The 22,146-nt window shown below is 70.6% G+C and carries 21 protein-coding genes and 1 tRNA gene; 9 read left to right on the top strand and 13 right to left on the bottom strand.

All coding sequences use genetic code 11. The annotated features are described in order from the left end of the window. Positions 1 to 8: 8 nt before the first annotated feature. The 3 genes from WFI52_RS13300 to WFI52_RS13290 are packed head-to-tail and all read right to left on the bottom strand — an operon-like array spanning position 9 to position 2,548. Positions 9 to 1,265 carry a Stp1/IreP family PP2C-type Ser/Thr phosphatase gene (locus WFI52_RS13300; protein WP_336627411.1) on the bottom strand — a complete coding sequence of 419 codons (1,257 nt, stop codon included), beginning with the start codon at positions 1,263 to 1,265 and terminating at the stop codon, positions 9 to 11. Between the two features lie 12 nt (positions 1,266 to 1,277). Next, on the bottom strand, positions 1,278 to 1,820 hold the full coding sequence (locus tag WFI52_RS13295; RefSeq protein WP_336627412.1) for an FHA domain-containing protein FhaB/FipA: 543 nt from the start codon (positions 1,818 to 1,820) through the stop codon (positions 1,278 to 1,280). Beyond that, entirely contained in the window at positions 1,817 to 2,548 is a 732-nt protein-coding gene (locus WFI52_RS13290) for a DUF3662 and FHA domain-containing protein (RefSeq protein WP_336627413.1), read from the bottom strand. Before WFI52_RS13290 ends, WFI52_RS13295 begins: the two co-directional genes overlap by 4 nt. Positions 2,549 to 2,686: 138 nt before the next feature. Here WFI52_RS13290 and WFI52_RS13285 point away from each other — a divergent pair. Continuing rightward, positions 2,687 to 2,773: transfer RNA gene (locus WFI52_RS13285), tRNA-Leu, on the top strand. Between the two features lie 62 nt (positions 2,774 to 2,835). Here the strand turns inward: WFI52_RS13285 and WFI52_RS13280 are convergent. After that, positions 2,836 to 3,477, bottom strand: a complete 642-nt coding sequence (locus WFI52_RS13280; protein WP_336627414.1) for a GntR family transcriptional regulator — start codon at positions 3,475 to 3,477, stop codon at positions 2,836 to 2,838. 354 nt (positions 3,478 to 3,831) lie between these two features. Between WFI52_RS13280 and WFI52_RS13275 the strand changes: the two genes are divergently transcribed. Continuing rightward, the gene (locus tag WFI52_RS13275; protein WP_018173742.1) at positions 3,832 to 4,038 is read left to right on the top strand and encodes a cold-shock protein; all 207 of its coding nucleotides are present in this window, start codon (positions 3,832 to 3,834) and stop codon (positions 4,036 to 4,038) included. 31 nt (positions 4,039 to 4,069) lie between these two features. Here the strand turns inward: WFI52_RS13275 and WFI52_RS13270 are convergent, their stop codons facing one another. From WFI52_RS13270 to WFI52_RS13260, 3 genes are read right to left on the bottom strand one after another with little or no spacing between them, the layout of a single operon-like run. Further along, on the bottom strand, positions 4,070 to 4,744 hold the full coding sequence (locus WFI52_RS13270; protein WP_336627415.1) for an HAD hydrolase-like protein: 675 nt from the start codon (positions 4,742 to 4,744) through the stop codon (positions 4,070 to 4,072). A gap of 31 nt (positions 4,745 to 4,775) precedes the next feature. Continuing rightward, complete coding sequence (gene nucS, locus WFI52_RS13265; protein ID WP_336627416.1) at positions 4,776 to 5,471, bottom strand: endonuclease NucS; 696 nt, start codon at positions 5,469 to 5,471, stop codon at positions 4,776 to 4,778. Between the two features lie 55 nt (positions 5,472 to 5,526). Next, positions 5,527 to 6,765, bottom strand: a complete 1,239-nt coding sequence (locus WFI52_RS13260) for an MFS transporter (protein WP_336627417.1) — start codon at positions 6,763 to 6,765, stop codon at positions 5,527 to 5,529. A 56-nt stretch (positions 6,766 to 6,821) separates the two neighbouring features. Here WFI52_RS13260 and WFI52_RS13255 point away from each other — a divergent pair, with 56 nt between their 5' ends. Genes WFI52_RS13255 through mnhG form a run of 7 tightly spaced genes read left to right on the top strand, consistent with a single transcriptional unit; the run spans position 6,822 to position 14,157 of the window. Then, positions 6,822 to 7,868 carry a LacI family DNA-binding transcriptional regulator gene (locus WFI52_RS13255; RefSeq protein ID WP_336627418.1) on the top strand — a complete coding sequence of 349 codons (1,047 nt, stop codon included), beginning with the start codon at positions 6,822 to 6,824 and terminating at the stop codon, positions 7,866 to 7,868. Between the two features lie 39 nt (positions 7,869 to 7,907). Then, positions 7,908 to 10,862 carry a Na+/H+ antiporter subunit A gene (locus tag WFI52_RS13250; RefSeq protein ID WP_336627419.1) on the top strand — a complete coding sequence of 985 codons (2,955 nt, stop codon included), beginning with the start codon at positions 7,908 to 7,910 and terminating at the stop codon, positions 10,860 to 10,862. Then, positions 10,859 to 11,395: a Na(+)/H(+) antiporter subunit C gene (locus tag WFI52_RS13245; RefSeq protein WP_336627420.1), complete on the top strand. Its 537-nt coding sequence runs from the start codon at positions 10,859 to 10,861 to the stop codon at positions 11,393 to 11,395. Before WFI52_RS13250 ends, WFI52_RS13245 begins: the two co-directional genes overlap by 4 nt. Next, positions 11,392 to 12,957, top strand: coding sequence for a Na+/H+ antiporter subunit D (locus WFI52_RS13240; protein ID WP_336627421.1), 1,566 nt, complete (start codon positions 11,392 to 11,394; stop codon positions 12,955 to 12,957). The genes WFI52_RS13245 and WFI52_RS13240 overlap by 4 nt, the downstream gene beginning before the upstream one ends. Further along, positions 12,954 to 13,538: a Na+/H+ antiporter subunit E gene (locus tag WFI52_RS13235; RefSeq protein ID WP_336627422.1), complete on the top strand. Its 585-nt coding sequence runs from the start codon at positions 12,954 to 12,956 to the stop codon at positions 13,536 to 13,538. Before WFI52_RS13240 ends, WFI52_RS13235 begins: the two co-directional genes overlap by 4 nt. Beyond that, positions 13,535 to 13,804 (top strand): monovalent cation/H+ antiporter complex subunit F, encoded by a 270-nt coding sequence (locus WFI52_RS13230; protein ID WP_336627423.1) that lies wholly within the window; start codon positions 13,535 to 13,537, stop codon positions 13,802 to 13,804. Before WFI52_RS13235 ends, WFI52_RS13230 begins: the two co-directional genes overlap by 4 nt. Beyond that, positions 13,801 to 14,157, top strand: a complete 357-nt coding sequence (gene mnhG, locus WFI52_RS13225; RefSeq protein WP_336627424.1) for a monovalent cation/H(+) antiporter subunit G — start codon at positions 13,801 to 13,803, stop codon at positions 14,155 to 14,157. Before WFI52_RS13230 ends, mnhG begins: the two co-directional genes overlap by 4 nt. A gap of 89 nt (positions 14,158 to 14,246) precedes the next feature. Here mnhG and WFI52_RS13220 read toward each other — a convergent pair whose 3' ends face one another. From WFI52_RS13220 to WFI52_RS13195, 6 genes are all read right to left on the bottom strand, one after another. Beyond that, on the bottom strand, positions 14,247 to 15,692 hold the full coding sequence (locus tag WFI52_RS13220; RefSeq protein WP_336627425.1) for a phytoene desaturase family protein: 1,446 nt from the start codon (positions 15,690 to 15,692) through the stop codon (positions 14,247 to 14,249). Then, complete coding sequence (locus tag WFI52_RS13215; protein WP_336627426.1) at positions 15,689 to 16,216, bottom strand: SRPBCC family protein; 528 nt, start codon at positions 16,214 to 16,216, stop codon at positions 15,689 to 15,691. Before WFI52_RS13215 ends, WFI52_RS13220 begins: the two co-directional genes overlap by 4 nt. Before the next feature lie 69 nt (positions 16,217 to 16,285). Then, positions 16,286 to 18,937, bottom strand: coding sequence for a penicillin acylase family protein (locus WFI52_RS13210; protein WP_336627427.1), 2,652 nt, complete (start codon positions 18,935 to 18,937; stop codon positions 16,286 to 16,288). 57 nt (positions 18,938 to 18,994) lie between these two features. Further along, the gene (locus WFI52_RS13205) at positions 18,995 to 20,806 is read right to left on the bottom strand and encodes a YhgE/Pip domain-containing protein (RefSeq protein WP_336627428.1); all 1,812 of its coding nucleotides are present in this window, start codon (positions 20,804 to 20,806) and stop codon (positions 18,995 to 18,997) included. Next, positions 20,803 to 21,501 carry a hypothetical protein gene (locus tag WFI52_RS13200; RefSeq protein ID WP_336627429.1) on the bottom strand — a complete coding sequence of 233 codons (699 nt, stop codon included), beginning with the start codon at positions 21,499 to 21,501 and terminating at the stop codon, positions 20,803 to 20,805. Before WFI52_RS13200 ends, WFI52_RS13205 begins: the two co-directional genes overlap by 4 nt. After that, a complete protein-coding gene (locus tag WFI52_RS13195) occupies positions 21,501 to 22,139 on the bottom strand; it encodes a TetR/AcrR family transcriptional regulator (RefSeq protein ID WP_336627430.1) in 639 nt (212 codons plus the stop codon). The genes WFI52_RS13200 and WFI52_RS13195 overlap by 1 nt, the downstream gene beginning before the upstream one ends. Between the last annotated feature and the right edge of the window lie 7 nt (positions 22,140 to 22,146).

Here is a 22,146-nt window from a genome sequence, read left to right as displayed (position 1 = left end):
CGTGTCGGTCACGGTGAGCCCCCTTCCGTCGTGTCCGTCCCGTCGCTCGTGCGCAGGGTGTCGACGATCTCCTGCGCGTCGGCGAGCGAGCGGGCCGAAATCGTCTGCTGCACCGCGAGGCGTTGGTAGAACGGCAGATCGGCGAGCAAAATGCCGGTGTCCTCGTACGGTGTCGACAGCGAGATCGGGCCGAGATCCTGTTGGATGCCGCGGTAGATGACGACCGAGTTCTCGTCGGACCCGACGAAGTAGCGTGTCTGCGTCCACGAATACGCCGCCGCGAGTCCCGCGATGAGAGCGGCGATCACGACGACGAGGCCGACGATCCACCAGAGGCGGCGGCGGCGCGAGCGGCGTCGGTCCTCCTCGATGAGCTCCTCGAGGAACTCGGGCGCCGGCTCGAAGTGCGTCGGCTCGTTGGCGGCCTGACGATTCGGGTGCAGCCAGCTCGTGCGTCCCGGCCGCGCCGCCGGCACCTCGACGCCCTGCGGATTGGAGGCCGACCCGACGATCGTCGCCGTGCCGCTGAACATCGGGTGGCTGCCGCCCACGTCGACGATGACGACCGTGACGTTGTCGGGAGCCCCGGCATCCAGTGCCTGCTTGAGCAGCAGATCCGCCGTGCGCCCGGGAGGAAGGTGCTGATCGAGGGTCTTCGCAGTGTGGGCGTCGTCGACGACGCCGGAGAGGCCGTCGGAGCACAGCAGCCAGCGGTCGCCGGGCTGGGTCGGCATGATGAACGTGTCGACCTCGGGGTCGGGGTCCATGTCGCCGAGAACGCGCATGAGGACGGAGCGGCGCGGGTGGTAGCGCGCCTCTTCCGGTGTGATGCGTCCGGAGTCGACGAGCCGCTGCACGAACGTGTGGTCGGTCGTGATCTGGGTGAGGGCGTCGTCGCGGTAGAGATAGATGCGCGAATCGCCGATGTGCGCGATGACGGCGTAGTCGTCGACGAAGTCGAGGGCGCTGACGGTCGTGCCCATGCCGGCGAGCTCGGGGCGCTCGGCGACCGTGTCGATGAGGACGGTCGCCGTCGAGGCGATGGCCTGCTGCAGCGCCTGCTCGGCTTCGGTGGGGGTCGCGAACGGCTGGTCGAGGTCCTTCAGCCGATGGACGGCGATGCTGGATGCCACGTCGCCGCCGGCGTGGCCGCCCATGCCGTCGGCCACGACGAACAGGTTCGAGCCGCTGTAACCCGAATCCTGATTGTTGGAGCGCACTTTCCCCGTGTGGGAGATGGCGGCGCTCGACCCCTCGAAGACCATGCCGGCGCCGGGCTACTTCCGCAGCTCGAAGGTCGTCGCGCCGACCTTGATCGGGGCGCCGATCCGCACGGGGACGGGACTCGCGACGCGCTCGCCGTCGTGCCAGGTGCCGTTGGTGGAGTCGAGATCCTGCAGCATCCACTGATCGCCCCAGAGGAGGAGGCGTGCGTGGTGGCTCGAGGTGTAGTCGTCGCGGATGACGAGGCCCGATTCGCTCGAGCGCCCGATCGTGAGCGGTTCGCCGGTGAGCGGCAGTTCGAGGCCCGACTTCGGGCCGCTCGTGATGACGATGCGCGAGACCGCATCGCGTGTCGCCTTCTGCGGACCGGCGGCGCGCGCTGCGGGCGCGGACGGCGTGGGAGCGGCGACGGGGGCCACGGGTGCTGTGACGTCCGCGGCGGCTGCGGCGGGGCCGGCGGCAGGCGCGGGGTCGGGGAGTTTGCGCACCTTGACGCCGAAGAGGTCGGCGCGCAACGAGTAGACGACCGCGAAGACGAAGGCCCACATCAGGATCAGGAACCCGATCTGCAGCAGGAGCAGGGTGAGCTGGCTCACGTGAGTCCGCCGATCCCGAAGGCACGCGTCGCATCTGCGGCCGAGGTTGTCGGACGAGGGGGCGTCGCCTGCGCGATCACACGGAAGGTGATGTCGGTGCGCCCGATCGTGATGATCCCGTCGGGGGGCAGCGGGGCCTCGGAGATCTTGCGTCCGTCGAGCTGGGTGCCGTTGGTCGATCCGAGGTCGCGGACCATCGCCCGTTCCCCGTCCCACAGGATCTCGACGTGGCGGCGGCTCGTCCCGGCATCCGCGATCGTGATGTCGGCGTCGGTGCCGCGGCCGATGACCGTGCGGCCCTTGGTGAGAGGATGCCGCTTGCCCTCGACGTCCACGACACCGCGCCACGCGACCTGACCGGCCGCGGTCTGCGAGACGATGCGCAGTGTGCCGGTGGGCAGCTGCTCGTCGGCGGCGAGCGCGATCGAGACGGGCCCGGCGAACGAGAAGCCCTGCGCCTGCGCGTGCTTCTGCACGAGGGCGAGGAGTTCGTCCTCGAGGGTCGTGCCGAGCGAGCCCATGCGCTCTGCGTCGGCGGGGGCGAGGCGCACCTCGAACGCGTTCGGCGCGAGGATGCGGTCGCGGCTGACGACGGCGGCCTTGGCATCGAGTTCGGTCCGCAGCGCAGCCGCGATCTCGACCGGTTGGATGCCGCTGCGGAAGGACTTCGCGAACGCACCGTTGACGGCGCGCTCGAGACCCTTCTCGAAGCTGTCAAGTAGTCCCACGGGGCTCCTCTGGCTGGCTGGCCGGTGCGTACATGCTAGTTGGCCAGCCTGAGTGCGAGCGCATTCGGCGATTCTGAGGGTCCGCGCGCCCGTGATATCCTCGGGAAGTTGAGTTCCCGTCATGCGGGAGCGCAGCACGCGCGAGTGGCGGAATAGGTAGACGCGCTGGCTTCAGGTGCCAGTGCCCGCAAGGGCGTGGGGGTTCAAGTCCCCCCTCGCGCACCATTCACATCGACCCCCGCCGGGATGTCCCGGGCGGGGGTCGCTGCGTTCACGGGGCCGTCGACTCACGCGATGCCGTGCAGGTATCGGAGCATCTGCTCGGCACCGTCGGAGTCGCGGACCGCGATGCATTCGCGAAGCCGCACGTACCCCTCGTTGCGACTCAGCGGCCCGGCGAGGAAAGGGCGCCAGCCGTGCAGGTTGCGCTGGATCGCGAGGGCAGCCTCGCGGATCACCCCGATGAACATCGCATTGCCCGTCGCCTTCGTCACCTCGACGAACATCTCGGTGGATGCCTCGAACAACCCCACAGCGTCGGCGCGCAGCGCGGCGGCGACCACGGCATCCGCCAGTGCGACGATCGCGGCGTGCTGATCGTCACTGCAGCGCTGCAAAGCGATGCGCAGCGCGTTGCCCATCAGATACGCGGTGAACTCGCCGGTCTCGTCGCGGAGCCGATTGTCGGGAGTCGAGACACGGGTATAGCGGCCGACGGCGATCTCGACGAGCCCGAAACGCTCGAGGCGCTGCAGGGCTTCGCGCACGGGCGTACGGGAGACGCCGAGTTGGCGGGCGAGATCGACGTCGCGGAGTCGTTGTCCGGGGCGGAGGGTGCCGTCGAGGATGGCTGCGCCGATGCGTGCATGCACCTCATCACCGAGGATCATGCCGCCGGCGACCTCGATCGGGGAGAGGGGGGCGATCATCGAAGTGAATTCTACGATCGGTACTGATGAAGCGGAGACCGATCGCCGCCGCAGCTTCTGCACGCACGGTCTGCTCGCGTGTTCGTAGCGATCTCACGGCGGATTCCCACGCATTCCGGCGCCGGGTGCGCGGGATCCCTCAGTACAGTGGGCGCAGTCGCGCCGAGCGCGGCCTATCCGGGGGGATCCGTCGACGCCCGAGCGACGCGCATCGCGCGAAACGCTCGGGCGTCGAATGGTTCATGCAACGTTTGTGTCACCATCACCGTCATAGTCCTGCGCGGCGAGCTCTCCCACAGTACGGTTGAGGCGTCGGCGCGTCTGCGTCGGCATCGCACGTCAAGTAAGGCAGTCATGGCAACGCAGGGCACCGTCAAGTGGTTCAACTCGGAGAAGGGCTTCGGCTTCATCGCTCCCGATGAGGGCGGCGCTGACGTCTTCGCTCACTATTCCGCCATCGAGTCGAGCGGCTACCGCTCCCTCGAGGAGAACCAGCGCGTCGAGTTCGAGATCGCCCAGGGCCCCAAGGGCCTGCAGGCGGAGAACATCCGACCCCTCTGATCCGACCAGCGGCCCGCGTTCGCGCGGGCCGTCAGTCCTCGATCAACAGCAGGGCGCGCAGCGCGTCGACATCGTCGACGGCAGCTGTGGCGCCCTCGCTTTCGTGGGGCCAACTGAAACCCCACCGCACGAAGATCACCGGGACGCCCTGTGCGGCGCCGCCCTCGACGTCGTGATGCCGGTCGCCGATGAGCACGGGGCGGCGCGTGTCGGCGCCGGCGGCCCGGAGGCGCCGCAGCGCCTCGGCGACGATGTCGGCCTTCGACGCGAGCGTCTTCTCATCGGGCGTCGCGCCCGCCATCGCCCGCAGATGCGGGGCGAGGTCGAAGTGCTCCATGAGGGCTACGACCTGCACTTCGGGCTTCGAGCTCGCCGTCGCCTGGGCGATGCCCGCGGCATCCAGATCGGCGATCAGCTGCGCGATGCCGGGGTACAGCTTCGCGCCCGTCGTGTACCCGTCGGCCTTGCCGATCGTGCGGTAATAGGCGACCGCTTCGGTCGCCTCGGCGGGCGTCATGCCGACGTTGGTCTGGAACGAGTCGAACATCGGCGGACCGATCCAGTGGACGAGCTCGGCGCGCGTGGGGGCCGGCTTGCCGAAGTGCTCGAGCGCGATCTTCAGGCGACGCAGGATGCCGTCCGAGGCATCCACGATCGTCCCGTCGACGTCCCACAGCACGCACGTGAACGGCGATCGCGAAGTCATGCGATCAGCCTATCGACCGGTCAGGGCGCGATCAGAACAGCCGCGGCGCGCCTGACTCGATGCCCTTCATGCCCTCGTAGTCGAGCGTGACGCAGCGGATGCCGCGGTCGCCGGCGAGCACCTTCGCCTGCGGCTTGATCTCCTGCGCGGCGAACACTCCCACCACGGGAGCCAGATGCGGATCGCGGTTCAGGAGGTCGAGGTAGCGGGTGAGCTGCTCGACCCCGTCGATGTCGCCGCGGCGTTTGACCTCGACGGCGATCGTGCCGCCGTCGGGATTGCGCAGCAGCAGATCGACCGGGCCGATCGCCGTCGGGAACTCCCGCCGCACGAGCGTCGCGTGCGGATCGATGACGTCGGTCTGCTCGGCGAGCAGGCGCTGCAGGTCGGCCTCGACGCCGTCCTTCTGCAGGCCCGGGTCGACTCCCAGCTCGTGCGCCGACTCGTGCAGCACCTCGTAGATGCGCACGAGCAGCGCATCGCCGGTCTTCGCATGGGTGACACGCCAGTGCTCGCGCACGCCGGCCGACGCCGACTCGGCATCCGGCTCCTCGACGGTGAGCGTGCAGGGCGGGCTCATCCAGTTGAGCGGCTTGTACGAACCGCCGTCGGAGTGCACGAGCAGCGAGCCGTCGCCCTTGTGCACGAGCAGGCGTGTCGCGAGCGGCAGATGGGCATTGAGCCGCCCGGTGTAATCGACGGAGCAGCGGGCGATGACGAGGCGCACCCGTCGAGTGTACGCGGGGCGAGCACGCCGGAGGCCGGCGGTGCACGCCGGACGATCAGTGGTGTCCCGCGCCGACCTTCGACCCGGCGATCGGCTTCGCGGCGCCCGAGGCGATGCCGCTCATGACGATGAGCGCGACGATGATCCAGAGCGTGTTGAGGATGCCGATCTGGTGGCTGATCCACCCCAGCACGGGGGGTCCGCACAGGAACGCGACGTAGCCGATGGTCGCCGCCGCCGAGACGGATGCCGCAGCCTTGGCCGGGTCGTCGGCGGCCGCAGACATGCCCAGGGGGAATCCGAGCGACGCGCCCGCCCCCCACAGGGCGACGCCCACGAAGGCCACCGGCAGGGTCGGCGCGAGGATGAACACGATGAGGCCGACCCCCGCCGTCACGGCGAGCCCGCGCAGGGCCCACACCCGGCCGATCCGGTCGACGAGGGGCCCGCCGACGGCACGGAACACCGTCATCGAGATCGAGAACACCGTGAGGAAGATCGCGCCGGTCGCCTCCGACTCGCCGTGCCCGTCGACAACCGCGATCGTGAGCCAATCGTTGGCGCTCCCCTCGGCGAATGCCATGCCGAGGATGATCGCCCCGATCGCGTACGTGCGCGGGTCGCGCCACACCTCGAGCGCGGCGTGCAGTCGCTCGCGACGCGTCGTCGGACTGGCGGATGCCGCGGCATCCGCCAGCGCGGCATCCGGAGCCGGGACGAAGCGCAGCGCGACGATGGTCACGGCCAGCCACACGACCGACACGGCGCCCAAGTGCCACGACGCGCCGATTCCCCACGCCGCCATCGCGACGCCGATGCCCGCGCCGGCGACCGTGCCGAGGCTGAAGAAGGCGTGGAAGAGCGGCATGAGCGTGCGCCCGGTCGCCTGCTCGACGGATGCCGCTTCGACGTTGATCATGACGTCGGTCGCCCCGAAGCACAGGCCCATGAGCGCCAGTCCGATCGCGGCGAGCGGATAGGAGCCGAGCGCGTCCACGCCGAGCGCCGCCAGGAAGAGGCCCACGGCGACTCCCACGATGGTGAAGGAGAGGCCGCGCTTCGCGCCCCAGCGGGCGACGATGACGTTCGCCGACATGACGCCCACGAGCGACCCTGCCCCCATGGCGAACAGCAGCACGCCGACCTCGAAGTCGTCGATGTCGAGGTTCTGCTTGACCGCCGGCAGCCGCGACGCCCAGGACGCGAACGTCACTCCGCACAGCAGGAACAGGGTGAAGACGGCGAGGCGCCAGTGCGCCAGCCGCGTTCCGGTCACGGGGGTGTCGAGGGTCACCACGACACTCTACCGAATCGATTCGACCAATCGCCGCCGCGGGTTACGATGCAGGGATGACGACGCGACGCGCGACCATCTCCGACGTCGCCCGCGAGGCGGGTGTCTCGCCGTCGACCGCGTCCGTCGTCTTCAGCGGCAAGACCCCCGTCTCGGACCTCACGCGCCGCCGCGTCCAGGCGGCCGCCGCCGAGCTCGGCTACACAGGGCCGGATCCGCGGGCCGCATCGCTCCGCCGTGGCCGCAGCGGTATCGTCGGCGTCGTCGTCGGGTCGAGCCTCAAGGACCTCTTCCTCGACCCCGTGCAGCGCGTGCTGATGGATGGCCTGTCCGAAGCGGTCGCGCCCTTGGGCGCGGGACTCCTGCTCCTGCGCCGGGGATCCGATGTCGATAACGCGCCCTCGCTCCTGACGGCTCCCGTCGATGCGGCCGTGCTCCTCAGTTGCGACTCCGCGACGCGCGACTCGCTTTCCGAGGTGGCGGCGCGCGGCATCCCGGTCGTCGTCGTCGAAGGCGACGCAGGTCCCGGTGTCACGCGCATCGCCCTCGACAATCGTGATGCGCAGCGGCAGGCGGCCGAGCACCTGCGCGCGCTCGGCCACACCGACGTCGCGATCGTCACGCTCTGGCGGGACGAGGCCGGCACCCGCGGATTCATCGCCCCGGGCGCCTCGATCGGCATCGAGGTGACCCGCGAGCGCCTCGAGGGCGCGCGTGACGTCTACCCGGATGCCCCCGCGCTGGCGACGACGGCGAGCTCCATCGACGAGGGTCTCGCCGCGGGGCGTGCACTGTTCGCCGACCCCGACCGGCGCCCGACGGCCGTCATCGCTCAGAGCGACCTGCTCGCGGCCGGCGTCATCCGCGCCGCCGAAGAGGTGGGCCTGCGCGTCCCCGCCGACGTCAGCGTCACCGGATTCGACGGCGTCCCCGTCGACGGCCTCGCCCCGTACGAGCTGACGACGCTGGTGCAGGATGCCGCGGGCAAGGGTCGCGCGGCGGGGCTCGCCGTCGCGGCACTCCTCGACGGCGAGCGGGCGGCATCCGTCTTGCTGACCTGCCGATTCCGCCCCGGGAACACGACCGGTCCCGTGCCCCGGTAGACTGGGATCCCGACCCCCCGCGACCGTCAGGAGGCCAGTTTGCTCTTGCTCCTGGCTGCGTTCGCGGTCTTGCCGCTGGCGCTGCCGTCGCTGGTGCGGCGGATCGGACCTCGCGCGTTCCTCGTCGCGGCGCTCGTGCCGCTCGCAGGCTTCGTGCAGGCCGCCGTGATGACGCCGCGGGTGCTCGCGGGCGAGGTTCCGACCGAGTCGTACGTGTGGGTGCCGCAGCTCGGCCTCGAGCTGTCGATGCGCATGGACACGCTCGGCTGGCTGATGGCGCTCATCGTGACCGGTGTGGGCGCGCTCGTCATGATCTACTGCCGCTGGTACTTCGCCGGCAAGAAGGCGGGCGTCGGCCAGTTCAGTGCGGTGCTTCTCGCGTTCGCGGGCGCCATGTACGGACTCGTCCTCACCGACGACCTCATCGTGCTCGTGATGTTCTGGGAGATCACGAGCATCCTCTCCTACCTGCTGATCGGCTTCTATCACGCGCGAGGCGCCAGCCGCCGTTCCGCGCTGCAGGCGCTGCTCGTGACGACCCTCGGCGGGCTCGCGATGTTCGTCGGCGCCGTCATCCTCGTGGTGCAGGCCGGTACGAACAGCCTGTCCGCGATCCTCGCCGCGTACTCGGCTCCCGGATCGACGCTCACGGGCCCCCTCATCGACACCGCGATCGTCCTGCTTCTCGTCGGCGCGCTCAGCAAGTCGGCGATCTTCCCGTTCCACTTCTGGCTGCCCGGCGCGATGGCCGCCCCGACCCCCGTCAGCGCGTACCTGCACGCCGCCGCGATGGTGAAGGCCGGCATCTACCTCATCGCGCGCTGCGCCCCGGCATTCGCGTTCGCGGCGCCGTGGCGCCCGATCATCATCACCCTCGGTATCGTCACGATGCTGCTCGGCGGCCTGCAGGCGCTGCGTGAATCCGATCTCAAGCGCATCCTCGCGTTCGGCACCGTGAGCCAGCTCGGCATGCTGACGATCGTGCTCGGGTACGGGGAGCGGGGCTCCGCCCTCGCGGGGCTCGCGCTCCTGCTCGGGCACGCGCTCTTCAAGTCGTCGCTGTTCCTCGTCGTCGGCGTGATCGACCGTCAGCTGTCGACGCGCGACATCGGCGAGCTCTCCGGCGTCGGTCGGCAGGCGCCGACGCTCGCGACGTTCTCGATCATCGCGATCGCGTCGATGGTCGGACTGGCGCCGACGGTCGGCTTCGTCGCGAAGGAGGCGGCGCTGACGTCGCTCCTCGACGGCGGCGGCCGCCCCGAGGCGCTCATCCCGCTCATCGGGATCGTCCTCGGCTCGGTGCTGACGACGGCCTACGGCATCCGCTTCGTCTGGGGCGCCTTCTGGACGAAGAAGGATGCCTCGGGGGTTCCTCTCCCCACGACCGAGTGGCCCGATCCGCCGATCGGGTTCCTGGCGGCGCCCATCATCCTCTCCGCGCTCACGGTCGTGGGCGGCGTGGCGGCACCGCTTCTCGATGTCGCGTTCTCCGGCTACGCCGACACGCTCCCGGCCGCGGGCGGCGAAGTCGGCTACCCCTACCACCTCGCCCTCTGGCACGGCCTCGAGCCGGCGCTGTTCCTCTCCCTCGGGTCGATCGCGGTCGGCGCCGTGCTCTTCTGGCTCACATACCGCCGGGCACCGCTGCGCCGCTTCCTGCCGTTCGCCGCCGCAGACGTGTACAACGGCACCCTCCGCGTCATCGCCCGGATCGCCGTCTGGACGACGACCTTCACGCAGCGCGGCTCGCTGCCGGTGTACGTCGGCACGATCTTCGTCGTCTTCGTCGCGGCGCAGGGGACGGCGTTCGTCGGCGGCCTCGTCTCGGGCGCCGAGTGGCAGGTGTTCGTGGATGCCTGGCAGACGCCCATGCAGCTCGTCGTCGCGCCGATCATGATCCTCGCCGGCGTCATCGCGGTGCGGGCGCGGAAGCGCTACACGGGCGTCGTCCTCGTGTCGGTGACGGGCCTGGGCATGGTGGCGCTGTTCGCCACGAGCGGCGCACCCGACCTCGCGCTCACGCAGATCCTCATCGAGACCGTGACGCTCGTCGCGTTCGCGCTGGTGCTGCGCCGGATCCCGTCGCGGATGGGCGAGCACAACGCGTCGGTGTGGCCCGTCGCCCGCGCCGTGCTCGCGATCTCCGGCGGCGCGACGATGGCCCTCGTCGCGCTCGTCGCGACCGGCTCGCGCGTCGCCGAGCCCGTCTCCACCGCGTTCCCCGAGCTCGCGTACGAGCTCGGCCACGGCAAGAACGTCGTCAACGTCGCCCTGGTGGACCTCCGCGGCTGGGACACGATGGGCGAGCTGTCGGTGCTGATCCTCGCCGCGACCGGCGTCGCGTCCCTCGTCTTCGTGACGCACCGCTCCGACCTGCTCTCGAGCGCGATCTCGTCGCTGCCGACCGGCGTCACGCGCACCCGCCGCCCCCTCGTCGAGACCGACGAGGGACCCCGCCCGCGTTCCACGCAGCCGGGCAGCACGCGCCAGGCGTGGCTCGTCGGGGGGCAGCGTGTCAAGCCGGAGAACCGCTCGATCCTGCTCGAAGTGATCGTGCGCGTCCTCTTCCACACGATCATCGTCGTGTCGATCTACCTGCTGTTCGCCGGACACAACCTCCCCGGCGGCGGGTTCGCCGGCGGACTCGTCGCGGGCATGGCGCTCGTCATGCGTTACGTCGCCGGCGGCCGGTACGAGCTGGGCGCGGCCGCACCGACGGATGCCGGGCGTCTACTCGGCGCCGGCATGACGCTCGCGATCGCGTGTGCCGTCGTGCCGCTGCTGTTCGGCGCCGCCCCGCTCACGAGCGCCGTGTGGGAAGCCGATCTGCCCGTCCTCGGCCACGTCGAGTTCGTCTCGTCCACGTTCTTCGACATCGGCGTGTACCTCGTCGTCATCGGCCTCGTGCTCGACGTGCTGCGTTCCCTCGGTGGCGAGGTCGACCGGCAGACGCAGGAGCTGCGCGAGCGCCAGGGGACGGGAGCCGTGTCATGACCGTCTCCGGCGTCCTCATCGTGATCATGGCGATCCTCTACGCGGCGGGCATCTACGCGATGCTCGAGCGCAGCCTCACGCGCGTGCTCATCGGATTCCTGCTGCTCGGCAACGCGACGAACCTCTTCCTGCTCGTCGTCATGGGGCGCCCGGGCGTCGCCGCGTTCTTCGGAGCGGCGGAGACCGAGGACATGAGCGACCCGCTCCCCCAGGCCCTCACCCTCACGGCGATCGTGATCACGTTCGCTGTCTCGGCCTTCCTCCTCGCCCTCATCTACCGCTCCTGGCAGCTCGGTCAAGCCGACACCGTCCACGACGACGAAGAGGACATCGCGCTGCGTGACCGTGGTGCGGTCGAAGAAGACCAGATGGATGACGAGACGTCGATCGAGAACGAAGACGACGACGCCACGACCGACTTCATCGGAACGGACACCGCTCCCATCACCGTGCTGCATCACCGCGACTTCGAGGCGATCCGCGACGACGCCCCGTCTGACCACCCACGACCGGGCGGGGGTGATGCGTCATGAGCTCGCTCGTCCCCCTGCTCGTCACGCTGCCGCTTCTCGGCGCCGGCGTCGCGCTGATCTTCGGCCGCCGCCGCCGCGTGCAGGTCGGCGTGTCGATCGTGACGCTCACTCTGACTCTCGTCATCGCGTCGGTGCTGCTGTACGCGGTGGACTCGACGGGGCAGGCGCTCGCCGTGTCGGTCGGCGGCTGGCCGATTCCCTTCGGCATCATCCTCTACGTCGATCGCCTGGCGGCGCTCCTCGTCGTGGTCTCGTCGATCGTCCTCCTCGCCGTTCTCTTGTTCTCGGTCGGGCAGGGTGCGGCGGACGGCGATGACGACACTCCGGTCACGATCTTCCACCCGTCGTACCTGATCCTCGCGGCGGGCATCTTCAACGCATTCATCGCGGGCGACCTCTTCAACCTGTACGTCGGGTTCGAGATCCTGCTCGTCGCGTCCTACGTGCTCATCACCCTCGGGTCGACCGAGTCGCGCATCCGCACGGGCGTCGTCTACATCGTCGTCTCGCTCGTGTCGTCGATCCTCTTCCTCGCCGCGATCGCCGCGATCTACGGCGCGCTCGGCACGGTGAACATCGCGCAGCTCGCGGAGCGGATGAGCGAGCTGCCCGATGCCACCCAGCTCGTCCTCCACCTCATGCTGCTGCTCGCCTTCAGCATCAAGGCCGCCGTCTTTCCGCTGTCGTTCTGGCTGCCCGACTCCTACCCGACCGCGCCCGCGCCCGTCACCGCCGTGTTCGCGGGCCTTCTGACCAAGGTCGGCGTCTATGCGATGATCCGCACCGAGACGCAGATCTTCCGCGACAACGATGTCAACACGCTGCTCCTCGTCGTCGCGCTCGCGACGATGATCGTGGGGGTGCTCGGTGCGCTCGCGCAGGCGGAGCTCAAACGCATCCTGTCGTTCACGCTCGTCAGCCACGTCGGCTATCTCGTGTTCGGCCTCGCGATCGCGACTCCCGTGGCCCTCGGCGCGACGATCTACTACATGGTCCACCACATCATCGTGCAGACCACGCTGTTCCTCGCGGTCGGGCTCGTCGAACGCCGGGCCGGGTCGACCTCGATCCTGAAGGTGAAAGGACTCATGAAGGCGGCGCCCGTGATCGCCGTCCTCTACTTCATCCCCGCGATCAACCTCGGCGGGCTCCCGCCGTTCTCCGGCTTCATCGGCAAGTTCGCCCTCTTCGACGCGGCCGCTCAGGTCGGCACGCCGCTGATGTACGTGCTCATCGTCGGCGGCATCATCACGTCTCTGCTGACGCTGTACACGCTCATGCGCGCGTGGAACCTGGCGTTCTGGCGCGAGGACGAGGACCACACGGAGGAGACCGGCGTCGTCGAGCGCATCGAGTACCTCGGCGCCGCGCCCGCCGCCGACGACCAGAGCGCCCGCCGCGTTATTCCGCGCATCATGACCGCGACGACCGCCGGAATGGTCGCCGTCACCGTCGCGCTGACGCTCTTCGCGGGCCCGCTGTACGCGCTCTGCGCGAACATCGGCGACGCGCTGTTGACGCCCGTGACCCTCGTCCAGCTCGAGCAGGAGGCCGGCCGATGAGCCCGACGGCGAAGGCGGTCGCGGCATCCGTCTGGCGGCAGCTGCCGTTCTTCCTGTGGCTCATCGCGCTGTGGATGCTGCTGTGGGGGCAGTTCACGGTGCTCGCAGCGCTCACGGGTTTCGTCGTGGCCGTGTTCGTCACGCGCGTCTTCCGGCTGCCCCCCGTCGAGCTGTCCGGACGCGTGAACCTCTGGTACGGCGCGGTGTTCATCGTGATGTTCTGCCTCGCCCTCGTGCGCGGCTCGCTCCTGGTCGCGTGGCAGACCCTCAACCCGATGCGCTATCCGGGGACGGCCGTCATCGCCGTGCCGCTGCGCACCGACGACGACCTGATCATGGCGCACGTGGGGGTGACCGCATCGCTCATTCCCGGTTCGCTCATCATCGACGTCGACCGGGATCGCCGCATCCTCTACCTGCACGTGATCGGCGTCTCCTCCGACCGGGATGTCGATCATCAGCGTCGCGCCGTGCAGGGCTGGGAGGCGCGGATCGTCCGCGCCGTCGGCTCGCGCGCGCAGCTCGAGGCGATCCGCGGGAGCGGCGCGATGTCGCCGCGCGAGGGAGGTGCCGGCTGGTGAGCATCCTCATCGTCCTGATCTATGCCGTGCTCGGTATGTCCGGCTTGCTGACGCTGTGGCGGATCGTCTTCGGTCCGTCGATCCTCGACCGGGCCGTGGCATCCGACGTGCTGCTGACCCTCATCATGTGCACTCTCGGGGCGGACATGGTGATCAACCACCACACGCGGAGCCTGCCGGCCCTCCTCGTGATCGCCGCCGTCGGCGTGTTCGGGTCGATCGCGATCGCGCGTTTCGTCGCGAGAAGGGACAACACCGACCGATGAACGAGATCCTCGACGTGGTCGCGCTCGTCCTCGTGCTGATCGGGGCGCTGCTGTGCCTCACGGCATCCATCGGCCTGCTGCGCTTCCATGACGTGCCCACTCGCCTGCACGCGGCGACGAAGCCGCAGGTGCTCGGCTTCATCCTCATCTGCATCGCGGTGGCGCTCGCTCTGCGGGCATGGCCGGTGGTTGCGTTCCTCGTCCCCGTCGTCATCATCCAGCTCGCCACCGCCCCGCTGTCGGCGCACATGGTCGGGCGCCAGGCGTACCGCAACGGCACGATCGACGAGCGTTCGCTCTACGTCGACGAACTCGCCGAGGCGCGGCGCACCCCGCCCGCGGCGGGAGGCTGAACCGACCCGCGACCCCCGAAACGGCATGCAGCGCGGCATACGGCGCGCCGTCCCCCGCGCTGCATGCCGTTTGGCGGGGGCGGGCGGGGTCAGGGTGCGAGTGAGGGTGTGCGGCGCACGCCGAACTCGTGCTGGAGCGCGCTGCGCGCAGCGAACCATCCCGACTGGCCGTGGACGCCGGGGCCCGGCACCGTCGACGCACCGCACAAGTACACGCCCGGCATCGGGGTGCGCCAGGGGTCGAGGCTCAGCACGGGGCGCGCGAGCAGCTGGCCGAGGGTTGCCGCGCCCGCGCCGATGTCGCCGCCGATGTAGTTCGGGTTGTCGGTCTCGAGCTGGGCGGCCGTCGTGCCGAGCGACGCGATGACGACGTCACGGAATCCCGGTGCGTACTCCTCGATGACGCGTGTCACCGCCTCGGTCTGATCGATCGTCGATCCCGAGGGCACGTGCGTGTACGCCCAGAGCGTCTGAGCGTCGCCGGGTGCCCGTCCTGGATCGAAGCGCGAGGGCTGCGAGACGAGCACGTAGGGGGATGCCGCGTGCCGCCCGGCGAGTACGGCTCCCTCCGCCGCCGCGATCTGCGCGCGAGTGCCGCCGAGGTGCAGAGTCCCGGCATCCCGCAGCCGCTCGTCCGCCCACGGCACCGGACCCGACAGCGCGAACTGCACCTTCGCCGCACCGCTCCCGTAGCGGAACCGCTCGAGACGCCTTCGGTAGGCCGAGGGCATGCGTGCGCCGGCGAGGCGGATGAGCGCGCGCGGGGTGACGTCGAGGACCACCGCGCGGGCCGTCAACTCGTCGAGCGTCGTGACCTCGTGATCCGTGACGATCTCGCCACCGTGCGCGCGCAGGTCGTCGGCGAGGGCATCGGAGATCGCCTGCGATCCACCGACCGGGATCGGCCATCCGCCCGCGTGGGCGTGTGTCTGAAGGGCGAGTCCGGCTGCGGCCGCGACAGGGCTCGGCTGTCGGACGATCGCGTGCGCGGCGACGCCCGTGATCATCGCGGGGGCGACCTCGCCCGCGAAACCGGCGTTCCAGAGCGGGCTGCCCTGCGCGAGTGCGCGCAGGCCGAACCGCGCCGTGACGATCGGATGCGGCGGCACGCGCAGCAGCGCCGAGCCGGTGAAGCGGGCCACCTCGGCGGCGTGTGCGGCGAGCGGCGCGATGAGGCGTCGATAGGCGGCTCCGTCCCGCCCGAGGGCGTCGACCGTGCGCTCGAGGTCGCGGTACGCGATGCCCGACCCGCCCGCGCGCGGGTGCAGCGGGTGGGCGAACGAGATCTCCGGCGTCACGAAGTCCACGCGTCGCGACAGTCCGAACGCGCGGAAGAACGGCGACGCGATCGCGAGTGGATGCACTGCCGAACACGTGTCGTGCCAGAAGCTCGGCGCGACCGCCTCGATCGTCGAGGCGCCCCCGCCCGCGTGCGACATCCGCTCATAGACCCGCACACGAAGTCCCGCGCGAGCGAGGGTGACGGCGGCGGCGAGCCCGTTCGGACCCGAGCCGACGACCTCGACGTCGGTCACGCGGTGTCCCCGCGGTTCTCGTCGTCCCGTGCGGCATCCGGCCGCGGGACGATGGGCCGGGCGGTACTGCCCCCCGCCTCGCGCTCGCGCCGTCGCCCCTCCGCGAGGAACCGCAGGCGGCGCAGGGTCTCTTCGTTGCGCAGACGCAGGACGGGCGCCCAGAAGAATCGCGGCAGCCGGCGGGCGATGCCGGCGACGGGCTCTTCGCCCATGCGGACGACGCAGCCGTCGCCGCGGGGGCGGACTTCGATCACGACGACCGCACGGCCGAGCGGCCCGGCCTTCGCCCGCAGGCGGATGCGTCGGGGAGGGTCCCATTCGACGACCTGAGTGTCGTCGTCGAAGAGCACAGGCCATGCGCCCAGCGAATGGTGCAGATGCGCACCTTCGGCCGGCCATGCGGGGTCGACGGCGCGCATGCGTGACGCGCCGACGACCCAGGTCGGGTAGAGCCACCCGTCGCCGAGGACGGCGAAGACGTCGTCGGGGGTGCACGCGAACGCACGGACGCTGGCAGTCGCCATCGGGGCCTCCTTCACCGGGGGTCCCTTTCGATCGTAGGCGAGCCGCCCGATCGGGAATCAGGGGTTGACTCAGGATGCCGGAGTCAGCACGAGGGTGTGCGTCGCGGCATCCCGCACTCGATCGAGGGTGAAGAGCCACGGTGTCTGCCTGCCGTGCTGCCACGCATCGAACTGATCGTCGTAGTTCGGGTGGAACGCGTGCCCGCTCGTGCCGGTGAGGTGGTTCCACCGCGACGCATCCGGGTCGGCGAGATCGATCGTCATGCGCATCGAGGGGACGGTCGTCGTCGCGAAGTCGCCCGCACCCAGGGTCCACCCGGTCGCGTCGACGACCGACGCGCCGCCGCCCACGGGGAACGGGCCGCGGTTGAAGAGCGCCTCGATCGGCGCGATGCCGCTCTTGCCGAAGGTACCGCTGGTCAGGGTGATGGCGTGGAGTCCGCCCCAGTTCCAGCGCGCCGGGTCGGTGCCCTGCACAGACGCGAGACGCTGCGCCGCCTGCGTCGCCGCCAGACGGAGCATGTCGTCCCGTCCCGCGACGCCGAGCGTCTCGTTGGTCCACCATGCGCTGTCGGCGTCATCGAGCAGACGATCGACGACGACGAACAGTCGGCTCTGCCCGGTGAGGGGCGCCGGGTTGGCGCGGCGTCCGAAGAGGTCTTGTGCGAGTTCGTCCCAGAGGACGTTCGCATAGGCCGCGGCCGGCGAGTTGGCGTCGTTCTGACCGTCCCAATCGGCGAGCAGGTCGATCGCTTGACGTGCCCCCGGATCCTCTATGGTCAGATCGGCATATGCACCTGCGAGCCGCGTGCCCATCCAGAACTGCTGATCGGCCTGGATGCTGCTCATGTCGTCGGCCGTGACCGAGCCTGCAGCGAGCTTCTGACGCAGCAGTTCGGTGATGCGGGCCGCTCGCCACCCGTAGTCCCAGTCCGACCCCAAGAAGTACGGGTAGTCCTCGCTCGTGACGGCGTTGTTGGCGGTGACGATGTACCCGGACTCGGGGTTGTTGACGACGGGGAGCTCGGAGAAGGGGATGAAGCCCCGCCAGTCGTATGCCGAATCCCACCCCGGCTGTGGCATGGTGCCGTCGCCGGCGCCTCGGATCGGAAGCTTGCCGGGTGCCTGGTAGCCGATGTTGCCGGATCGGTCGGCGTAGACGAGGTTCTGCGCGGGGACGTCGAAGAGGGATGCCGCGGCGCGGAAGCCCGCGAAGTCGTTCGCCTCGTTGAGCGCGAAGATCGCGGCGGCCGTCGTGCCGACATCGAGCGCCGTCCACCGGAGCGAGACCGCATATTCGCCGGGTGGAATGTCTCCGGTGGAGGTGAGCTCATCGGGTCGCACAACGGCGTCGGTCGTTCCGCTGAACGGGTCGTCGGCCACCGTCGCGAAGTCGCCGGCGAGGTCGCTGAGGATCGGCCCGTGGACGGTCGAGCGGACCTGGATGGTGACATCGTCCCCGCCCGCGACGCGGAACGTCTCGGTGCGGGTCTCGAGCGGCACGAGGGCCCCGTCCCGCCAGTACTCGTCGCCCTGCACGCGTTCGAGGTAGAGGTCGGTGACGTCGGCGGTGAGGTTCGTGAAGCCCCACGCGATGTCGGCGTTATGTCCGATGACGACGCCGGGCACGCCCGAGAAGCCGAATCCCGCGACGTCGAAGGGACAGGCATCCGTGACGTCACGGCACCGCAAGCCGATCTGGTGCCAGACGCTCGGCAGGGAGGCGCCGAGGTGCGGGTCGTTGCTCAGAAGCGGCGAGCCGCTCGCGGTGTGCGCCCCCGAGACGACCCAGGAGTTCGAGCCCACTCCTTCACCGACGCCACCGCCGATGTCACCGCCGATGTCACCGCCGATGTCACCGCCGATGTCACTGAGCAGCGCGCTCGCCGCCTCGACGACCGAACCGACCTCGCTCCACCGGACCGATGCCGTCGCGACGGCCACACGGTCCGGCGTCGGCACGTCGCTCGTGATCGTCGGCACGATGACGGGGTGATCGCCGTACGGATACGCCGGGTACAGCTCGGCGATCTGCGCGGGCGAGAAGTCGGGGGCGAGCAGTGCGCGCTCGGTCTCCTCTTCGATGTTGCTGCGAAGATCCCACGCCATCGCCTTCAACCACGCGACCGAGTCGGCGGGCGACCACGGCTCGATCTCGTAGTCCGAGTTCTGCAGGCCGAGCACGGCGTACTCGAGTGACGCGTCGGCGCCGCGGTGGTCGGCGAGGTAGGCGTTGACTCCGTCGGCGTACGCCTCGTAGTAGCCGCGGGTCGTGGCATCCAGCGCCTGGACTTCCTGCTCGGCGATGCGCCGCCAGCCGAGTGTGCGCAGGAACTCGTCGGTCGGCAGCTGCGAGGCGCCGAACAGCTCCGAGAGGCGCCCGCTCGTCACGTGCCGCCGGAAGTCCATCTCCCAGAACCGGTCCTGCGCCTGCACGTACCCCTGGGCGAAGAAGAGGTCGTCGGTGGAGTCGGCGACGATCGTCGGGATGCCGAGGTCGTCGCGGTAGACCTGGGCATCGGCATCCAGCCCTCGCACCGGGGCGGTGCCGTCGAGCTGCGGGAACGAGCGCTGGATCGTCCAGACGACGACGCCCGCCGCGATCAGCGCGATGACCGTGAGCCCCGCGACCACCGTGAAGGCGACGATCCCGATGCGCCTGCCGAGGCTGCGGCGCGGCTTCGAGGGCGTGCGGTCGTCGGGGGCGGGGGAATCTGACATCGTCGTCGAGGCCTTCCTGGGCTGGTGCTTCGGAAGCCTATCCCGCCCGCCGCGCGGCTACCCGATGAGGCTCGGCTGCAGGTCGCGCAGCGTGCGGCGATGCGTCATCCGCGTGACGCCGATCGCCGCGAGGGCCGGTGCGCCGACGAGCCACATGAGCAGCACGCCGACGTCGGCGCCCACGCGGGAGAGGTCGCCGCCGTACATGAGCTGGCGCATGGCATCCACGACATATCCCATCGGCAGCACGTGATGCAGCCACGCGAGCGGGGCCGGCAGGGTCTGCCAGGGGAAGGTGCCGCCGGCTGTGACGAGCTGCAGCACCATCATGATGAGTCCCACGAACTGGCCGACCGACCCGAGCCACACGTTGAGCGCGAGGATGATGGCCGCGTACGTGAACGAGGCGAACATGAGGATGCCGAGGGTGCCGAGCGGATTCGCGAACGCGAAGCCGAGCGCGAGGGACAGGACGCCGAAAAGCGCCACCATCCCGACGGCGCCGAGGAGAGCCGGGGTCAGCCACCCCGCGATCGTCACGCGGATAGGGGAGCGGAGCGCCGTCACGGCCCGGCGCGAGATCGGCTTCACGATGAGGAACAGCGCGTAGATGCCGATCCAGCCCGCGAGGGCGGCGAAGAAGGGCGCGAGGCCGGCGCCGTAGTCTCCCGCGGACGTCAGTGCGCTGGAGTCGACCGCGACCGGGTCGGAGATGGTCTTCGCCTGCGCGTCGCGTGTCGCGGCATCCGTGTCGGGGATCGCGGCTACGCCGGAGGCAAGGCCGTCGCGCAGCTGCGCCGAGCCGTCCTTCACCTGCGCGGCGCCGGCGGCGAGGGCCGCGGCGCCGGATGCCGCCTGATTCGCACCGTCGGTGAGAGCGGCTGCGCCCGAGGAGACCTGCGCGGCTCCGGCGGAGACCTGGCCTGCGCCCGCGGCGAGCTGATCGACCTGACCGACCGCCGCCTGCAGACGCGCGTTCGCGGTCCGAGCGGCGTCTCCGACCGGGTCGAGCCGCGCGAGCACGGCGTCGATCTCGGCCTGGTCGAGCCCCTGTGCGGCGAGCAGCGCCGCGATGTCGGCGCGCGCCTGCGGGAGGGCGTCGACGAGGTCCTGGCCCGCGGCGCCCGCGCGATCGGCGTACCCGTCGAGGGTCGCCGTGCCGTCGGCGACCTGGGCCGCCCCGTCCGCCACCTGTGCCGCGCCGGATGACAGCGCCCCGGCGCCCTGCGCGAGCGCCGCGGTTCCCGACTGCAGCTGGGTGCTCCCGTCGGAGAGCTGCGCGGCGCCGTCGGCGAGGGTGGTCGCCCCCGTGGTCGCGTCGACGAGCTTGCCGCGGATGTCGCTGATCGCGGTGAGCAGGCGCGATGCCGCCTCTTGCCCGACGAGCTCGGCGACCGAGCGCCGGATCTTCTCGACGGCCTGAGTGCCGATCGTGGAGGCCAGGTAGTTGTTGGCGTCGTTCGTCTGCAGCCCGATCGTCGCCTGGCGGGGTGTGTCACCGGCAGCGGACGACAGGGCGGCGGAGAAATCGGCGGGGAGCGTCACGACGAAGTCCACGTCGCCGTTCTTCAGGGCCGTCGCCGCCTCGTCTGCCGAGAGGGTCTTCCAATCGAATGCGGCGCCCTCGACGAGCTGGTCGGTGATGCGATCGCCGTAGACGGTGGCATCCGCTCCTTCACCGCTGCCCTCGTCGAGGTTGACGAGCCCCACGGGAACCTCGGAGAAGTTGCCGTACGGGTCCTGGTTCGCCCAGAGGTATACGCCGCCGTAGAGGACGGGGACGAGCATCAGCGCGACGAGGGCGATCACCGACATGCGGGTCGCGGTGAGGCGCCGCAGCTCGGCGGCGATCATGGCGGGGATCTTCATCGGATGCCTCCGTCGATGAGGTGGGCCGCCCGTCGTGGGCGCACGCGGCTCGGTCGCAGGCGCGCGTGGCTGGCACGCTCGTCGGCGACCGCCTCCTGCGCCGCCGCGAGTGCGGCGCGGGATGCCGCCCCCGCGATCACGAGCACGGCGAGACCGCGCGCGGCGAACTCTTCGGCGATGCCCCACCACGTCGACGGCTCGCCGCCGTGGCGGTCGGGTGCGACCAGGACGAGACCGTCGACCCGGGGGCGGGCGGAGGCGAGCTCGAGGAGGATGCGGATGCGGTCGGCCGGTGCGAGGTCGCCGATCGGAAGGCGGGACAGTCCGCGGAGTCCGTGCTCGTGCAGCCAGCGACGCGCGGAGATCGGGTCTGAGGCGAGCCCCGCGAACATGAGCTCTTCGCCCACGACGCCGGCCACGGTCACGTTGGGGGCGGGATCGCTCACATCGGGGGCATCCACGAGCGCGACGCGGCGGCGGAGGTCCGAGACCGCCCGGCGGCCGGTCGCCCCGTCGAGGGCGACCGTTCCGGTGTCGGGGGCCATCCGCCCCGTCGCGATGAGACCGAGCACCGTCGGCCTCTGCTCGGTCTCGGCGGCGACGAGGGTCGCCCGTCCGGACGAGTAGGAGAGCGAGGTCGGCGGGAGCGCGGCATCCTTCCGTCCCTTGGCGACGCCGTCGAGCACGACGCGCATCAGCGGGTGCTCCGCGCCGCGTCGGCGACGATGTCCGGATGGGTGGCGAGGAGCGTCTCGGTCTCGCGCCACGAGAGCCCGGCGATGCTGAGGACGGCGCGCACGGCGAGATCGGTCGCGGCGGGGGAGGAGGCGTCGATCCGGCTGACCGCGAGACGCGCGGCCTCCTCGATGAGACGCGCGAGCGTCGGCGCGGTGATATCGGTGCGGAGCGTCCCCGCCTCCTGCCCGCCGCGGACGATCGCGGCGACCGTGCGGCGGAGCGGCGCGAGGGCTGCCGCTGTCTCCTCGACGTGCGCCTCGGTGAGCGCGAGCGCCGCGGCGATCTGCACGTGCGCGGCCTCGGTCCACAGCCTCGCCGTGAGTCGGGCGAGGGCGAGCGGCGCGTCGGTGTCGTCGATGGACGCCGCGATCGCGTTGAACCGCTGCGATCCGCCCATGATGAGCTCTGTCAAGAGCGCGTGCCGGTCGTCGAAGTGGCCGTACAGAGCACGGCGACTGAGCCCGGCGGCGCGCGCGATCTGGTCGATCGACGCAGAAGGGTCGCTAGCGAGCATCGTGGCGGCAGCGCGCAGGATGCCGGCGCGGTTGGCCGCGGCGTCCTTCCGGGGACGACGGACTGGAGCGGTGGTGGTCACCACTCCA

The organism is Microbacterium sp. MMO-20 (assembly GCF_037147735.1).
Taxonomy (GTDB): Bacteria; Actinomycetota; Actinomycetes; order Actinomycetales; family Microbacteriaceae; genus Microbacterium.
Note: the sequence above shows the minus strand (reverse complement) of the source record. Positions and strands in the feature narration are given on the sequence as shown.

Bases quoted from the DNA above. Each gene is read 5' to 3' on its own strand.
- WFI52_RS13300 (WP_336627411.1), bottom strand. From the start codon at position 1,265: ATGGTCTTCGAGGGGTCGAGCGCCGCCATCTCCCACACGGGGAAAGTG.
- WFI52_RS13280 (WP_336627414.1), bottom strand. From the start codon at position 3,477: ATGATCGCCCCCCTCTCCCCGATCGAGGTCGCCGGCGGCATGATCCTC.
- WFI52_RS13275 (WP_018173742.1), top strand. From the start codon at position 3,832: ATGGCAACGCAGGGCACCGTCAAGTGGTTCAACTCGGAGAAGGGCTTC.
- WFI52_RS13270 (WP_336627415.1), bottom strand. From the start codon at position 4,744: ATGACTTCGCGATCGCCGTTCACGTGCGTGCTGTGGGACGTCGACGGG.
- WFI52_RS13255 (WP_336627418.1), top strand. From the start codon at position 6,822: ATGACGACGCGACGCGCGACCATCTCCGACGTCGCCCGCGAGGCGGGT.
- WFI52_RS13245 (WP_336627420.1), top strand. From the start codon at position 10,859: ATGACCGTCTCCGGCGTCCTCATCGTGATCATGGCGATCCTCTACGCG.
- WFI52_RS13240 (WP_336627421.1), top strand. From the start codon at position 11,392: ATGAGCTCGCTCGTCCCCCTGCTCGTCACGCTGCCGCTTCTCGGCGCC.
- WFI52_RS13235 (WP_336627422.1), top strand. From the start codon at position 12,954: ATGAGCCCGACGGCGAAGGCGGTCGCGGCATCCGTCTGGCGGCAGCTG.
- mnhG (WP_336627424.1), top strand. From the start codon at position 13,801: ATGAACGAGATCCTCGACGTGGTCGCGCTCGTCCTCGTGCTGATCGGG.
- WFI52_RS13215 (WP_336627426.1), bottom strand. From the start codon at position 16,216: ATGGCGACTGCCAGCGTCCGTGCGTTCGCGTGCACCCCCGACGACGTC.
- WFI52_RS13210 (WP_336627427.1), bottom strand. From the start codon at position 18,937: ATGTCAGATTCCCCCGCCCCCGACGACCGCACGCCCTCGAAGCCGCGC.
- WFI52_RS13205 (WP_336627428.1), bottom strand. From the start codon at position 20,806: ATGAAGATCCCCGCCATGATCGCCGCCGAGCTGCGGCGCCTCACCGCG.
- WFI52_RS13200 (WP_336627429.1), bottom strand. From the start codon at position 21,501: ATGCGCGTCGTGCTCGACGGCGTCGCCAAGGGACGGAAGGATGCCGCG.